Source organism: Achromobacter seleniivolatilans (genome assembly GCF_030864005.1).
Lineage (GTDB): Bacteria > Pseudomonadota > Gammaproteobacteria > Burkholderiales > Burkholderiaceae_B > Achromobacter > Achromobacter seleniivolatilans.
Genome location: NZ_CP132976.1, coordinates 6369543 through 6384257, shown reverse-complemented (window position 1 = coordinate 6384257; position 14715 = coordinate 6369543). Strand labels below are relative to the sequence as shown.

The following is a 14715-nucleotide window of genomic DNA, read 5'->3' as shown; positions in this document are numbered from 1 at the left end:
CGCCGGCCTGGCTGCGCGTATTGATCAAGGAGTAGAGAATGGCTAAAGAAGAACTCATCGAATTGGATGGCATTGTTGACGAAGTGCTGCCCGATAGCCGCTACCGCGTCAAACTGGACAACGGCTTCGAAGTTGGCGCCTACGCCTCCGGCCGCATCCGCAAGCACCGTATCCGCATTCTGGCGGGCGATCGCGTCACCCTGGAAATGTCGCCGTACGACCTGACCAAGGGCCGCATCAACTTCCGTCACAAAGACGAGCGCGCTCCGGCTCCGCATCGTCCCCAGCAGTACCGTCGTTAAGCCAGGGCTCCAGGGCCGGCCGGTGGCCGGCTCCCTGCCCTGCCCCTACGTCCGCACGAGCCTTAAGCTCGTACCGCGACATGCCGTAATGCGTGGAATGTCCGTTCGTGAAAGAATGGCGCTTACCAGCCAGGCGCAACGTCTGGCGGGATACGCATGAAGCAAGATGGATCTTAAAGAAGAGTTGCAAGTCGCCGCCGACCAGCTTTCCCTTGCGCGAAGAAGATTCGTCAGGGGTGAGGAAGGCCTGCGCCTGCTCAACCAGTCGCGCGAGGCGTTCATCAACAGCCTGCGCAACACTGGCCTGACTTATGCCGAGGCCAAGGTCAAATACGACAATTGCCTGGACGAGCAGGAAGCCGCCCAACAGCAAGTGCAGCAAAAAATGGAGTATGCCGAGCGCATGCACCAATTCGTGCTGCACAAGATCGCGCTACAGACCGCCACGGCCTGAAACGCGACCCGATTACGCCACAATGCCCTGATCAGGGCTTGAAGGCCCCGATAAAGATGGCCGGATCAACCCGGGCGTCGTTCAGGCTGACATTCCAGTGCAGATGCGGTCCGGTTGCCCGGCCGGTCGCCCCCACTTTCCCCACCACGCCACCGCGCGCGATCTCGTCGCCGACTTTCACGTCGATGGCCGACATGTGGCAGAACATGCTGACGAAACCCTGGCCATGATCCAGGAACACCGTTTTGCCATTGAAGAAATAATCCCCCACCAACACCACGATGCCCGCCGCCGGCGCCTTGATCGGCGTGCCTGCGGGCACGGCGAAGTCCAGGCCCGAATGCGGGTTGCGTTCCTGCCCGTTGAAGAACCGGCGCAGTCCGAACGGACTGGATAGACGGCCGCCGTTCACCGGGCGGTCCAGCAGCAGATTGCTGGGGGTCACGCCCGCCCGATACGTCCGGTTGGCCGCACTTTGTTCGGCCATCTCACGTTCGATCCGCTTCATGTCATCGGGGTTGGGGTCCACCTGACGCGGGTTTTTCAAGGTGATGTGCTGCGCCACGTATTCCTTGGCCCCAACCTTGAACGGCAGTTTGCGCTGGCCCTTCGCGTCGGTGACCACAGCCTGCTGCTCCCCGGGCTTTACGCTCAGCGGGATACCCACCACCGCGATCCACTGCTTGCCTTCCTCTCGCACGACCAGCACACGCCGGTCCAGGAAGGTCACTTCGGGCGCGCGCTCGGCCTCGCCCAGAGGCAAAATTGCTACGCCGCCCGGCACGGGCGCATTCAGCTTGCGTGAAATAAACCCTTGTTGCGCCTGCGCACGCACGGGCAACCCCAAACAGACGGCGGCGATCGCCACGCCCAGCCGCAATACGTCGCGGCGCGGATGCTTAGCGCTTACAGGCACAGGTTTGCCGGTTCAATAATGGATTGGTCGCGGCGGGCGATACGCGTGGACAGACGCGTTTCGGTCTTGCCCTTCCAGTGCGTGGTCGTCAGCACAGCCTCGACCCCCAAGCTGTCTTCCTGAATCAGCTCAAAGCCGTTACGTACCGCTTTTTGCTGGAATTTGATGCCCAGGTCCTTCCAGGCGCTGGCGACGCAGGCGGTGTAGTCCTCGGGCGTACGCTGCGTCGATGAATAGAAGACGGGGTCGCGATCGCGCACGTCTTTGACGTTGGCGCAGGCCGACAGCGCGGCCAGGACGGTAAGGGACAGAGCGATGCGAACCTTCATGACGGGCAGACTCTCAAGCAATAGGGATTAACAGGGACGGCCAAAACTATAACGCAGGCGTCGGTCAGGACTGGACCGCTCGGCGGGCCGATTTGGGACGGAAAGCGTCGATGATTTCCGCACGGGTTTGCGCATACGGGCCACCGATCAGGTCGATGCAATAGGGAATGGCGGCAAAAATACCCGGCACCAGCACGGTGCCGTCTTCACCCTTCAGCCCTTCCAGGGTCTCGCGTATGGACTTGGGCTGGCCCGGAAGGTTCACGATCAAGGCCGCATGCGAGGGCGTTTCGCGGATAACCGCCACCTGGCGGGACAGAATGGCAGTGGGCACAAAACGCAGGCTGATCTGGCGCATTTGTTCGCCAAAACCTGGCATTTCCTTGGTCCCGACCGCCAGCGTGGCTTCGGGGGTCACATCGCGCCGGGCCGGGCCGGTGCCCCCGGTGGTCAAAACCAGATCACAGCCATAGCCATCCACCAGTTCAATCAAGGCTTCAGAAATGCGAGCGGGCTCGTCAGGAATCAGACGATCCACCGCCTGCCACGGCGAAATCAGGGCGTTGCCCAGCCATTCGCGCAACGCGGGCAGGCCCTGGTCCTGATACGTCCCGGCGGAAGCGCGATCCGAGACGGACACCAGCCCGATGATCAAATCGTCGGGGTCGCAGCGGGTGATTCGTGTGATGGCGGTCATAGGGCAGCTTTATTCAGTAGAGGCGGCGTCACGGTACGGCCACGGATCGCGGCATACAGCGGACGGAGGATGGCGCGGTCAATCATGGAAATCCAGAATAAGCGCGCGACTTCGATGCTATCGCATTCTTTCCCAATGGGAATCCGCACGAAGTTGACCGCCGGCCATGCGCGCAATGTCGCAAAAAGGAGAATCCGCCGTGACCCCACTTTTCCGGACTTGTTGCGGTCATGCGCGCTGGATAACATTCGCTAACAACCTAATTCACTCTCCCCTGCGCAGCCCGCTTTCGCTCCCAATATGTTCTCTCGCACCCTAAGGCAGCACGCGCTGGCTGCGGCGCTGGCCCTGTCCGCCGCTGCGGCTGCGGGATGGGGCGCCTGGCACTCCCTGGCTTTGAAAACGGAAACCGTCCCTGCGGCAGCGCCCGGTATTTACATCCCCAATCTAGGCAATACGCTGGACGAGCAGACCCGTAACCTGTCTCGCATGAGCCAGGCGCTGCGCACGGGGGACAGGCTTGTCATCCTGGGGTCGTCCGAACTCACCAGCAACGATCTGCGTTTCGTGCCCTATCGATATCTGGCCGACGAGCTGCAAATGCCTGTGCTGGCGTATGGGCATTCCGGATTCCAGTCGCTGGGCATGCAACTGGTGCTGGCTGCGCTAGCCGAAGATCTGTCCCCGGCTTCGCGCGTAGTTGTCATGCTGTCGCCCGGCTGGTTCGATGGGGATGGCGGGCTGGGCGCGGATGAATTCAAGGAACACGCCAATCCGTTGCTGCCGCGTCTGCTCAAGCAACCCGAGGGCCGGGCGGAATTGACCCGCTGGCTGAATGACAAGGGCGACGCCAGCGTCATCTGGTCGATGATTGGCGAGCAAGCCTATGTGTTCCGGCAGCGCCTGGTTGACTTGTGGGCGCCCGCCTATGCCGCGACCGCCCCCGAACGCGAACGCGAGGGGCCAGCCGCCGCCGCGCGGGTTGTGGACTGGGATGAGCTGGCTAATCAGGCCCAATCCGCCGAACAAAGCCTGATGACGGGCAACCGTTACGCCGTGCGGGACGAATTTTTCAACAAATACCTGCGCGCCATTCCCGAAGGCGGCAAGACCGCCTATCTGCCGCAACCCCTGACCGGCCGTGATGAACTGCGCGAACTCACCGCCCTGATGGCCCTGCTGCACCAGCACCATGTGCAGGCGCTGTTCGTGATGCAGCCGCTGCACCCCATGGTGTTCAAGGACCTGGCCCGCTTCGAACCGGTGCAGCAGCAGGTCGCGGCGCTATGCCAGCGCTACGCCATGCAGTGCATGGACATGTATAGCGCGCCATTCGAGATCGGCATGCTGCGCGACGTTCAGCATTTGGGCGAACTGGGGTGGCTGCGCGTTAATCAAAGAATCGCCGAGGTATTCCGCCCATGAAGAGAACGCTGTGGTTATGCCTGCTGTACCTGGGCGTCCTGGCCGTGATGATGATCCAGGCCGACACGTCGGCCAATCTGGGCAAACCGATGGAGATCGAGTTCCAATATTCAAAGTTCTGAGCGGGCGGCAGGGGAAATTAGTTTCCCCACGCAACCAGTGACGGGTCACAAATCTGCAATAATCGGCTCCTCTCGCCGGAACCATGCCCCCCCGCCTCCATGTTCGACCTCTTCCACGGCCTAGATCTCTGGGTCGGCCTCAGTCTTGTTCTGGCCCTGACATTCGTCCTGGCCTTTGAATTCATCAACGGCTTTCATGACACGGCGAATGCCGTGGCGACGGTCATTTACACCAAGGCGATGCCGCCGCATCTGGCAGTGGTGCTGTCGGGCATTTTCAATTTCCTTGGCGTGCTGCTGGGCGGTGTGGGGGTGGCCTATGCCATCGTGCACCTGCTGCCGGTGGAGTTGCTGATCAATGTGGATACCGGCCGCGGGCTGGCCATGGTGTTCGCGATGCTGGCCGCAGCCATCACCTGGAACCTGGGAACCTGGTATTTCGGTATCCCCGCATCCAGCTCGCACACGTTGATCGGCTCGATCCTGGGCGTAGGTCTGGCCAACGCGCTGATCACCGATCTGCCGCTGGCGGACGGCGTCAACTGGGGTAAAGCCATCGATATCGGGCTGTCGCTCGTGGCCTCACCCGTGGCGGGTTTCTTTGTGGCGGGCGGCTTGCTGTTGCTGCTTAAGCGCTGGCTGCCATTGTCCAAAATGCACAAGACGCCTGATCAGCGCCGCGCAATCGACAACAAGAAACACCCGCCGTTCTGGAACCGCCTGGTGCTGGTGCTGTCCGCCATGGGCGTGAGTTTTGTGCACGGATCGAACGACGGCCAGAAGGGTATTGGCCTGATCATGCTGGTGCTGATCGGCATCGTGCCGGCGAACTTCGTGCTGGACACCACCAGCACCACGTATCAGATCGAACGTACCCGCGACGCCGCGAATCACCTGAACGTTTTCTATCAGCGCAACGAAGCGATGCTGGGCGACTTCCTGGCACTCAAGCGGGCCGACGCCCTGACCGAACTGCCCGCCAACTTCCGCTGCGACCCGGAACTGACAGTGCCGACCATTACGGCGCTGCAAACCGATCTGCATGGCGTCAGCAACTACGCCGACCTGTCCCCCCAAAAACGCATCGACGTGCGCCGCTACCTGTTGTGCCTGGACGATACGGCCAAGAAAGTGTCGCGCATTGAAGGGCTGCCCGCCCGCGAGCGCGCCGACCTGCAACGCTTGCGCGCCGACCTGACCGCCACCACCGAATACGCGCCCTTTTGGGTGATCGTGGCCGTGGCGCTGGCACTGGGCGCGGGCACCATGGTTGGCTGGCGCCGCGTGGTGCTGACCGTGGGAGAGAAGATCGGCAAGCAAGGCATGACCTATGCGCAAGGCATGTCTGCGCAGGTGACGGCCGTTGCTGCGATCGGCCTGGCCAACGTGTTCAGCCTGCCAGTGTCGACCACCCACGTACTGTCGTCGGGCGTGGCCGGCACGATGATCGCCAACAAGACCGGATTGCAGGGCAACACGGTGCGCAACATTCTGCTGGCCTGGGTGCTGACACTGCCCGCGTCGATGGGACTTGCGGCGGGTCTGTTCTGGGTTGGCGTGCAGATCGTCGGCTAGTGATACCGGGCCGTGCAGGCAATCTGCACGGCCTGTGCAACACTCTGGCAACCGCGCCAGGCTGTTTCCTCCCCCGGCCCGCGTCTACCATGACGCCATGGCTACCGAAACTTCCACCCTGCATTACATCTACGACCCGCTTTGCGGCTGGTGCTATGGCGCCGCGCCGCTGATCGAGGCCGCCCGCAGCATTGCTGGTTTGAACATCGTGCCCCATGGCGGCGGGATGATGGCGGGTTCCAATCGTCAACCCGTGACCGATGCGCTGCGCCGCTATGTCATGCCGCATGACGAGCGCATCGCCGGCCTGACCGGCCAGACCTTTGGCAAAGACTATTTTGACGGACTGCTACGCGATGCCGGAGCGGTCTTCGACTCGGAACCGCCGATCACCGCGATTCTGGCCGCCCAGACACTGGACGGGCGCGGACTAGCGCTTTTGCACCGTGTTCAGCGCGCCCATTATGTAGAGGGACTGCGTATTGCCGACCCGGCCGTCCTACACACGCTGGCCGCAGAAATCGGCCTGGACCCGGATGCCTTTGCCGCCGCGTATGCTGCCGCATCAGGTGCCGCCACGGCCGAGCATATCGCTGCCAGCCGCCAACTGCTGGCTCAAGTGGGCGGCACCGGTTTCCCCACGCTGGCCCTCGAACGCGGGGGCGCCTACACCCTGCTGGAACCCAGCCGCTTCCTGGGCCGCCCCGCGCAGTGGCAAGCGGACTTGCGCGCACGCATCAAGGGCTGAACCCCGCCACGGCGGGGGCGCGTCAAGATTCTTCGATATCTCCGTCCCGCTGCAAAGCCCGATGCATGGCCGGGCGGTTGCCCAGCCGTTCCACATAGGCGCTGAATACCGGCGACTCGGGGATGACCTTGACCTGCATCATGTATTGCAGCGATCCGCCCAGCACAATATCCACCGCGGAAAACGTGTCGCCCAGAAAGTAGGGACGCGCCTGTAAAACCCGGGTCAGCACCTGCTCGACCTCGTCGGCAGGTCCCCACCCTAACGCGCTGCTCGGATGCGGGGTCTTGAACGCCCGCTCGGCCATGGCCGGTTCGAATACCCCGGTTGAGTACGACAGCCAGGTCAGATAGGGGCCGCGTTTTGCGTCGCCCACGAGCGGCCCCAGGCCCGACTCGGGAAACAAATCCGTCAGGTACAGCACAATCGCGGGGGTTTCAAAGATGGGCACGCCGTCGTGTACCAAGGCCGGCACCTTGCGGTGCGGATGGATGTCAATGTAGTCCGAGGGCATATGGCCCGTGCTGTCGGTACCGCGAATGGCCACCATTTCGGTGTCATACGGCACGCCCAGTTCCTCAAGCAACCACAGGACCCTGAACGACCGCGATCGCGGCGCGTGGTAGAGCGTAAGCATGATCGGTCTCCTTGGGAGTCCGATCATTTTGCCTGCCAGCCCTTATGCAGCCAAGGCCAGCAACACCCCGTATCCAGCCATGCCCAGCAACACCGCGACACCCGTGTTGCTGACCAGCCTGGCCGCCACGCCAGTCACAACCAAACCGCCCACATATGGAGCAAGGTGCGCGGCCTGGTCACCGGCCGCCAGCAGATCCGGCACGATGACGGCCGCTGCAATACCCGCCAGCAGACTCGGCCCCAGGGCGGCCAGCGCCGACCCTTCACGCGACAGATGCCGTAACAGGCGGCTGCGCTCGGACAGCATGAATGGCAGCGCGCGTGTCAGGTAAGTAATGACGGCCATGGCGATCACCGCCCCCCAGAACTCCAACCCGCTGGCATTCATGGGTTTCTCCTCAGCCGATACGCAGCACAGCCGATGACAGCCCCTGTCAAAATCGCCAGACTGGTGTGACCCATTGCGGCCACCACACCTGCTCCGGCGACCGCCGCCACAATGGGCAAGCCCATGCCGCGTTTGGCGCTTTGGCAGACCAGCGCCATGAACAGCGCAGGCAGCGCAAAGCGCATGACTTGCGACAACATCGGATAGTGCCGTTCCAGCCCGTCGCCCGCATACACGCCAACGGCGGTGCCGGCAATCCAGGTCAGCCAGGCGCCCAGCCCCAGCGCAATCATCCAGCCCTGGCGGCGCGCCGGGTTCACATTTTGCAGACGGTTGAATGCCGTGGCGAAGACCTCGTCCGTCAATAGAAATGCGACCTTCAGGCGATCACGCAGCCCCGCGGGCAGAAAGCGCGACAGCAACGGGCCATAGAGCAGGTGCCGGGCATTGAGCAGCGAGCACAAGGCCACTACCCACAGCCAAGGCGTACCAGCCTTGATCGAGGCCAGCAGCAAGAACTGGCTGGCGCCGGCATAGACCAGCACCGAAATCAGGATCACTTGCACCGGCGTCAGACCGGCTGCAATACCTGCGATGCCAAACGTCACGGCTACTGGAAAGTAGCCGATCATGACGGGCAGACAGGATTTCAGGCCATCGATCCGCGCGCTGCCCAACGGGGCAGGCATGCGGGGGGAAGAAGTCTCCAAGATGCTATTCGCTTGTTCGTGGTTTACGGCAAGCATTCAGTTTACAGAAACCCTTCGAGCCCCCGCTGCGCCAAGTCAGTGGTCCGAACCGCCCAGCGCGCGCAATTGCGCTTTCAGGCGCCGCACTTCCTGACTCAGATCCAGAATCAACGCCACAGCATCCAGACCCGCGCCGAAATTGTGCTCCAGGCGTCTCGCGTCCAGCGCGCGTTGCAAATCCACGCTGTAAAACCGCCATTCGGCTGGCCTGCCGCCGCTGGCGTTGACGATACCGACTTCGACCAGTTGGGCTACCCATTCCACTTCCGCGCCGCAGGCGCGCGCCAGATCGTCCGCAGTAAGCGGTTGCGTTTTGCCCACGACGGTGGCGCTGGTGATGACAAGCTTCTTCATGGTCAGACCCCCAGGTGGCGCCGTGGGTTAAAGGGCAGGTCCTGCTGCATCTTGCGGTAAATATCCCGGGCGGCATCACTATCGGCAGGCGGCAACACCAGATCCAGCACCAGGTAGAGATCTCCGGGCGGATCACCCGGTATGCCTCGTCCGCGCAGCCGCAGCTTGCGGCCATTACCCGATCCTGGCGGGATCGAGACTTCGACGGTGCCGCCGGGCGTGGGCGCATTCACCTGTGCGCCCAGCGCAGCTTCCCAGGGAGCGACCGGCAGCGTCATGTACAGATCACGGCCTTCGGCGCGGTAGTGCGGATGCGGCTTGAAACGGACCTCAAGATAGAGGTCGCCGCTTTCGCCGCCGCCATAACCCGGCATACCTTGCCCCGCCAGCCGGATGAACTGCCCTTCCCGGACACCAGCAGGAATGCGCACGTTGAGCGTACGAGTCTGCATGTGAGGATGGCCCTGATCATCCATCTGCATCGCCCGCAGGCTGATGTCTCGCGTGGCGCCTTTGAGCGCATCTTCCAGATCGATTTCGATGGCCGCGTGATGGTCATCCCCCCGGGCGCGAAAATCCTGCTGCCGGGCGCCACCGCGTTGCCCGCGGCCGCCGAACAACGACGAGAAAAACTCGCTGAATTGCGCTTCGTCGCCAGGAGCCGCGCCGCGATGAAACTCGAAACCTTCGTCCCAGCCGGGTGGAGGCTGGAATCCGCCGTCAGGCGACACGCCGGCCGCCAGGTTGTCGTAGGCCAGGCGCTTTTCTGAATCGCGCAGGACGTCATAGGCTTCGTTCACGTCCCGCATGCGGACCTCGGCGTCGCTTTCCTTGCTGACGTCGGGATGGTATTTGCGGGCCAGTTTGCGATAGGCGCGCCGGATTTCGTCCTCAGACGCCCCCCGCTCTACCCCGAGAATGCTGTAGTAGTCCTTGAACTCCATATGCCAGCTCACCTTAAGGGTTTCGGCCGCACACGGCAGCGCCGCGTCCGGCCTTGGATATCAAGAAGATAGGGGTTGCGGACCGATTTATCAATGTGCAATGTCATGCAGCGGGCCAACTGCGGTCCGGGCGAAAGTAAGTTGTAGCCTGAGTGGCGTAGTATCTGATTTTTGCCGGACGTAAAACCGTTCGATTCACAACGCAGGATTCGCGATGAAGATAAGCAACATCCCCTTCGGCACCACGGATTGGACCGAGGTGGAACGTACAGAACACGCAGGCGACACGGGCATGGCCTATTGGCGCACCCGCCAGTTCGGCGACCTGCGCGTGCGCATGGTGGAATACACGGCGGGTTATCTGGCAGACCACTGGTGCAGCAAGGGCCACATTTTGTTCTGTCTGGAAGGCGAACTGCACACCGAGCTGGAAGACGGCCGGCAGTTCGTGCTGACCCCGGGCATGAGCTATCAGGTAGCGGATCAGGCCGAACCGCATCGCTCGTCCACCGCCACCGGCGCCAAGCTCTTCATTGTCGACTGATGCCTTGGCGGCGCGACACGCGACACCAGTTGCGTTACGCTTTGCAATTCGCGCGGCCCTGTGCCGCCCGCCGCTTACGCACGGTTTTTTACGACCCCGCCTGACCGGAGAATGATTTGGGCGCCCCGATTACGCTATATGTCGATTCCCAGTTCCTGAGCCCGTACGCCATGTCGGTTTACGTGGCGCTCACTGAAAAGCAACTACCGTTCGAGGTTCGCCCGATCGATCTGGAAGCGGGCGAGCAGCGTATGCAGCCGTACCAGTGCCGGGCACTGACCGCGCGCGTGCCGGCCCTGACGCACGATGGCTTCAACCTGACCGAATCCAGCGTCATCACAGAATATCTGGATGAAGTGTTTCCGGCGCCCGGACATGCCTTGCTGTATCCCCAAGGCACCCGCGAACGCGCCCGCGCCCGCCAATTGCAAGCCTGGCTGCGCAGCGACCTGGGTGCACTGCGCCAAGAGCGCCCCACTGAAACCGTGTTTTATGGTGCCGCCGGCCAACCGCTGTCCGACGCAGCCCATGCTGCGTCCGCCAAGCTCATTCAGGTAGCCAGCTACCTGATCGGTGTGGATCAGACCAACTTGTTCGACGACTGGTGTATTGCCGACACGGACCTGGCCGTGATGCTTAAGCGTTTGGCTTTTGACGATCTGCCAGACCCCTTGCGCGCCTATGCCGACGCGCAGTGGCAACGGCCTGCCGTCCAGAAATGGCTGGCGCACAACGCTGCTGCTCGGAACTGACTCCTCCGGGGCCAAGATGCCGTTGCGGGATCACGCAGCCTGACGCCAGGCTGCCGGCACCGGCATCCCGGCAGATTAAAGAAGGGACAGATAAACAACGGGATTTGACCTGCATCAACCCTCATTATGTTGCGGCGCAGCATTCAATGCGGTGTAATGGGGAGGTCAACTCGGCCGGTTCCACTCGGGAATCGGCTCGGCGGCCTTTTGCCGCCGGGAGCTTCTTACAGGAGATCGCTATGGCCGGATCCGGCAACGATCGCGTCCCCACCCCGTCCTTCAACCCCTGGACGGCCGCCTACGAATTCGCTGTGGATGCCTGGCAACGTGGCGTGTTGTTCGCCGACGTGATGCGTCAACGCGGCAACCAGTACCACGAACACATGGCCAAGCGCGCGCCCAACGTGCTGAGCATGGACTCCGAACTGGTGATGGACGGCCGCGAACTGCCGCGCCCGGTCAACTATGGCCTGTTGCGCATCAAGCCGCCGGCGGGCGTGGAAACGGACCCGATCAAGCGCCCCTTCCTGGTCGTCGATCCCCGCGCGGGCCACGGCCCTGGCATTGGCGGGTTCAAGCCGGAAAGCGAAATCGGCGTGGCAATCCGTGCGGGCCACCCCTGCTACTTCGCTACCTTCCTGCCCCGGCCCATGCCGGCCCAGACCGTCGAAGACGTGATGATGGCCGAAGCCCGCTTCCTGGAAGAGATCATTGCGCTGCACCCGGACGCCGAAGGCAAGCCGGTGGTGGTGGCCAATTGCCAGGCAGGCTGGCAGATCATGATGACCGCGGCGATTCGCCCGGAACTGTTCGGCCCCATCATCGTGGCCGGCGCTCCCCTGTCTTACTGGGCAGGCTGGCGCGGCATGAATCCCATGCGGTATTCCGGCGGTTTGCTGGGTGGCAGCTGGCTCACGGCAATGACGAGCGACCTGGGCAACGGCAAGTTCGATGGCGCCTGGCTGGTGCAGAACTTCGAAAACCTGAATCCCGCCAACACGCTGTGGTCCAAGCAGTACAACCTGTATTCCAAGGTGGACACCGAGGCCGAACGCTATCTGAGCTTTGAGAAATGGTGGGGCGGCCACGTCTTCCTGAATGGTCCGGAAATTCAATACATCGTCGATAACCTGTTCATCGGCAACCGGCTGTCCACGGCTGGCTTGGTGACGTCCGACGGCATACGCATCGACCTGCGCAATATCCAGTCGCCCATCGTGGTGTTTTGCTCCAAGGGCGACAACATCACGCCGCCCCCGCAGGCCCTGGGCTGGATTCCCGATCTGTACCAGAACGAAGCCGAAGTGCTGGCGCACGGCCAGACCATTGTCTATGCCGTGCACGAAAGCATCGGCCACCTGGGCATCTTTGTGTCGGGCAGCGTGGCCCGCAAAGAACACCAGGAATTCACGTCGAACATCGACATGATCGACGTGCTGCCCCCGGGCATCTACCAGGCAGAGATTGCCGACAAGACCCCGGACACGCTCAATGCCGACCTGGCAGCGGGCAACTACGTGCTGTCGTTCGAGCAGCGCACGCTGGACGACGTGCGAGCCATCGTGGACCGCAAGGAAGAGGATGACCGCCGCTTTGCCGCCGTGGCCCGCATTTCGGATATCAATCTGGGCATGTACCGCAGCTTCGTACAACCGTGGCTGCGCGCCATGGTCACGGAGCAATCAGCGGAATGGGCACAGCGCATGCATCCGCTGCGCCTGCCTTACGAGCTGATCTCTGACCGTAACCCGATCATTGCCCCCATCGCCAAAGTGGCTGAGCAAGTGCGCGAGCACCGCCAGCAGGCGTCGGCGGCCAACCCGTTCGTCATGGCCCAGGAGATGTTCTCGAACCTGGTCGAGACCAGCCTGAATATTTGGCAGGAACTGCGCGACTCCGCCGACGAACGCACGTTCATGTCCGTGTATGGCTCGCCCGTTGTGCAGGACCTGGCCGGCCTTGGCGCGCAGTCTGGACCGCCGCGCAGGCACCCCGGCGTGTCGCCCGAACATCGCCGATTCATGGAAGAACGCGCAGCCGAACTACGCTCATTGATGCACGAAGGCGGCTTGCGCGTCGCCGCCATTCGTATGCTGCTGTACGTGTCCGGCGCCGAGGGCGGCCTGGACGAACGCAGCTTTGCACTGATACGCAAAATGCGCGCCGAATCCGACAATGCGATGACCTTGCAAGAGTTCAAGGACGTCACGCGCGAACAGGCATTGATCTTGACGCTGGATTCGGACGCTGCCATCCAGACCATGCCGCACCTGCTGGAAACCTCATCGGCTGCGGCAATTCGCGGCACGCTGGCCGCCATGAAGCGGGTGCTGGAAGCCGCCGAACCGTTGAATCCGGCCGCACGCGAAAGCCTGGACGAGATGGAACGCATCTTCGAAGCCGCTGCACGGCGCGCGCAGAAGCATCAGGACCCGGCGCCAGCCGCTGCACTGCCTGCGCCCGATGCGGCTCCCGCGCGCTTGCGCGTGCCTGCGGTCAAACATGAGGCATCCGCCAGGGTCGTAAAGGATCTGGTCGACGCCGCAGCCGAAGTTGCCACCAAAACTGCGCACGCTCACCCTGCTGCCGCCAAGCAAGCGACCGAAGCCGCAACCAAAGCTCCGGCAAAGACGACGGCCCGCAAGGCGACGGCGACTAAAGCCGTAGCAACTAAGACCGTCGCAACCAAGGCCACAGCAACTAAGGCCGTAGCAGCCAAGACTGCAACCAAGAGCGCTTCCAAAAGCGCGTCCAAGACCGCTGCCAAGCCGGTCGCCCCGGCCGTCGCCAAGAAGCCCGCCGCCCGCCAATCCGCCAAGGCCAAAACAGCATGAGTCTGCCCACCTCCACCCATTACGACAAACTCATCGCGCGCGCGCAGACCCTGCAACCCGCGGTTTGCGCTATCGCCCACCCTTGCGACGAACCCTCGTTGTCGGCAGCTCTGGAAGCGCGCGACCTGGGCTTGCTGCAACCCATACTGGTGGGCCCGGAACAGAAAATTCGCGACACGGCAGCGCAGTTCAAGCTGAACCTGGGCAATGCCCGCATTGTGGATGTGCCGCACAGCCATGCTGCCGCGGAAACCGCCGTGGCGCTGGTGCGCAGCGGCGAAGCCACCTTGCTGATGAAAGGCAGTCTGCACACTGACGAATTGATGCACGAAGTGGTTGCTCGCGCGACAGGTTTGCGCAGCGGCCGGCGCATCAGCCATGTGTTCATCATGGAGGTGCCGACCTACGCCGAGCCGCTCTTCATCACCGACGCCGCCATCAATATTTTCCCCGACCTGGAAACCAAGGCGGACATCATCCGCAACGTGATCGACCTGCATCACGGCCTGGGTCTGGGTGAACCGCGCGTGGCGATCCTGTCGGCTGTCGAACAGGTCACGCCCAGCATACCCAGCACCATCGAAGCCGCCGCGCTCTGCAAGATGGCCGATCGCGGCCAGATCAGCGGCGGTCTGCTGGACGGCCCGCTGGCGCTGGACAACGCCATCAGCCCGGAAGCAGCGCGTATCAAGGGCATTCGCTCGCCGGTGGCGGGTGTGGCCCAGGTGCTGGTTGTGCCTGATCTGGAAGCCGGCAACATGCTGGCAAAGAACCTGACCTTTCTGGCCAACGCAGAAGCTGCCGGCATCGTGCTGGGCGCACGCGTGCCCATCATCCTGACCAGCCGCGCGGACAGCCCGCGATCACGCCTGGCCTCGTGCGCGGTGGCAGCAATCTACGCCCACCACCTGGACCAGCAGCAAGCCCGACCGCTGGCCTGACG

The 14715-nt window shown here is 62.8% G+C and carries 18 protein-coding genes; 10 read left to right on the top strand and 8 right to left on the bottom strand.

Annotation, left to right across the window (positions count from 1 at the left end; all coding sequences use genetic code 11):
- Positions 1 to 38 precede the first annotated feature (38 nt).
- Both infA and RAS12_RS28885 read left to right on the top strand, forming a co-directional pair.
- A complete protein-coding gene (gene infA, locus RAS12_RS28890) occupies positions 39 to 302 on the top strand; it encodes a translation initiation factor IF-1 (RefSeq protein ID WP_306943833.1) in 264 nt (87 codons plus the stop codon).
- 166 nt (positions 303 to 468) lie between these two features.
- A complete protein-coding gene (locus RAS12_RS28885) occupies positions 469 to 756 on the top strand; it encodes a hypothetical protein (protein ID WP_306943831.1) in 288 nt (95 codons plus the stop codon).
- Positions 757 to 787: 31 nt separating this feature from the next.
- Here RAS12_RS28885 and RAS12_RS28880 read toward each other — a convergent pair whose 3' ends face one another.
- The 3 genes from RAS12_RS28880 to mog form a co-directional block, all read right to left on the bottom strand.
- Positions 788 to 1636 (bottom strand): peptidoglycan DD-metalloendopeptidase family protein, encoded by an 849-nt coding sequence (locus tag RAS12_RS28880; RefSeq protein ID WP_503366825.1) that lies wholly within the window; start codon positions 1634 to 1636, stop codon positions 788 to 790.
- 26 nt (positions 1637 to 1662) lie between these two features.
- On the bottom strand, positions 1663 to 2001 hold the full coding sequence (locus RAS12_RS28875; protein WP_306943829.1) for a hypothetical protein: 339 nt from the start codon (positions 1999 to 2001) through the stop codon (positions 1663 to 1665).
- A gap of 64 nt (positions 2002 to 2065) precedes the next feature.
- Entirely contained in the window at positions 2066 to 2698 is a 633-nt protein-coding gene (gene mog / locus RAS12_RS28870) for a molybdopterin adenylyltransferase (protein WP_306943827.1), read from the bottom strand.
- Positions 2699 to 2998: 300 nt separating this feature from the next.
- Here mog and RAS12_RS28865 point away from each other — a divergent pair, with 300 nt between their 5' ends.
- From RAS12_RS28865 to RAS12_RS28850, 4 genes are all read left to right on the top strand, one after another.
- Complete coding sequence (locus RAS12_RS28865) at positions 2999 to 4123, top strand: D-alanyl-lipoteichoic acid biosynthesis protein DltD (RefSeq protein ID WP_306943826.1); 1125 nt, start codon at positions 2999 to 3001, stop codon at positions 4121 to 4123.
- Positions 4120 to 4245, top strand: coding sequence for a hypothetical protein (locus RAS12_RS28860; RefSeq protein WP_262422096.1), 126 nt, complete (start codon positions 4120 to 4122; stop codon positions 4243 to 4245). The genes RAS12_RS28865 and RAS12_RS28860 overlap by 4 nt, the downstream gene beginning before the upstream one ends.
- A gap of 99 nt (positions 4246 to 4344) precedes the next feature.
- The gene (locus tag RAS12_RS28855; RefSeq protein ID WP_306943822.1) at positions 4345 to 5820 is read left to right on the top strand and encodes an inorganic phosphate transporter; all 1476 of its coding nucleotides are present in this window, start codon (positions 4345 to 4347) and stop codon (positions 5818 to 5820) included.
- A 97-nt stretch (positions 5821 to 5917) separates the two neighbouring features.
- Entirely contained in the window at positions 5918 to 6568 is a 651-nt protein-coding gene (locus tag RAS12_RS28850) for a DsbA family protein (RefSeq protein ID WP_306943821.1), read from the top strand.
- Positions 6569 to 6590: 22 nt separating this feature from the next.
- Here RAS12_RS28850 and RAS12_RS28845 read toward each other — a convergent pair whose 3' ends face one another.
- From RAS12_RS28845 to RAS12_RS28825, 5 genes are all read right to left on the bottom strand, one after another.
- On the bottom strand, positions 6591 to 7205 hold the full coding sequence (locus RAS12_RS28845; RefSeq protein WP_306943819.1) for a glutathione S-transferase family protein: 615 nt from the start codon (positions 7203 to 7205) through the stop codon (positions 6591 to 6593).
- Positions 7206 to 7247: 42 nt separating this feature from the next.
- The gene (locus RAS12_RS28840) at positions 7248 to 7595 is read right to left on the bottom strand and encodes an AzlD domain-containing protein (protein WP_306943818.1); all 348 of its coding nucleotides are present in this window, start codon (positions 7593 to 7595) and stop codon (positions 7248 to 7250) included.
- Positions 7592 to 8284, bottom strand: a complete 693-nt coding sequence (locus tag RAS12_RS28835) for an AzlC family ABC transporter permease (protein ID WP_306943815.1) — start codon at positions 8282 to 8284, stop codon at positions 7592 to 7594. Before RAS12_RS28835 ends, RAS12_RS28840 begins: the two co-directional genes overlap by 4 nt.
- Before the next feature lie 96 nt (positions 8285 to 8380).
- Positions 8381 to 8698, bottom strand: a complete 318-nt coding sequence (locus tag RAS12_RS28830) for a chaperone modulator CbpM (protein ID WP_306943813.1) — start codon at positions 8696 to 8698, stop codon at positions 8381 to 8383.
- Between the two features lie 2 nt (positions 8699 to 8700).
- A complete protein-coding gene (locus tag RAS12_RS28825; RefSeq protein WP_306951674.1) occupies positions 8701 to 9642 on the bottom strand; it encodes a DnaJ C-terminal domain-containing protein in 942 nt (313 codons plus the stop codon).
- A 214-nt stretch (positions 9643 to 9856) separates the two neighbouring features.
- Between RAS12_RS28825 and RAS12_RS28820 the strand changes: the two genes are divergently transcribed.
- From RAS12_RS28820 to RAS12_RS28805, 4 genes are all read left to right on the top strand, one after another.
- Complete coding sequence (locus tag RAS12_RS28820) at positions 9857 to 10186, top strand: DHCW motif cupin fold protein (protein ID WP_306943812.1); 330 nt, start codon at positions 9857 to 9859, stop codon at positions 10184 to 10186.
- A 116-nt stretch (positions 10187 to 10302) separates the two neighbouring features.
- Complete coding sequence (yfcF, locus tag RAS12_RS28815; RefSeq protein ID WP_306943810.1) at positions 10303 to 10938, top strand: glutathione transferase; 636 nt, start codon at positions 10303 to 10305, stop codon at positions 10936 to 10938.
- Positions 10939 to 11177: 239 nt separating this feature from the next.
- The gene (locus tag RAS12_RS28810) at positions 11178 to 13772 is read left to right on the top strand and encodes a DUF3141 domain-containing protein (RefSeq protein WP_306943808.1); all 2595 of its coding nucleotides are present in this window, start codon (positions 11178 to 11180) and stop codon (positions 13770 to 13772) included.
- On the top strand, positions 13769 to 14713 hold the full coding sequence (locus RAS12_RS28805) for a phosphate acetyltransferase (RefSeq protein WP_306943807.1): 945 nt from the start codon (positions 13769 to 13771) through the stop codon (positions 14711 to 14713). The genes RAS12_RS28810 and RAS12_RS28805 overlap by 4 nt, the downstream gene beginning before the upstream one ends.
- Positions 14714 to 14715: the final 2 nt, after the last annotated feature.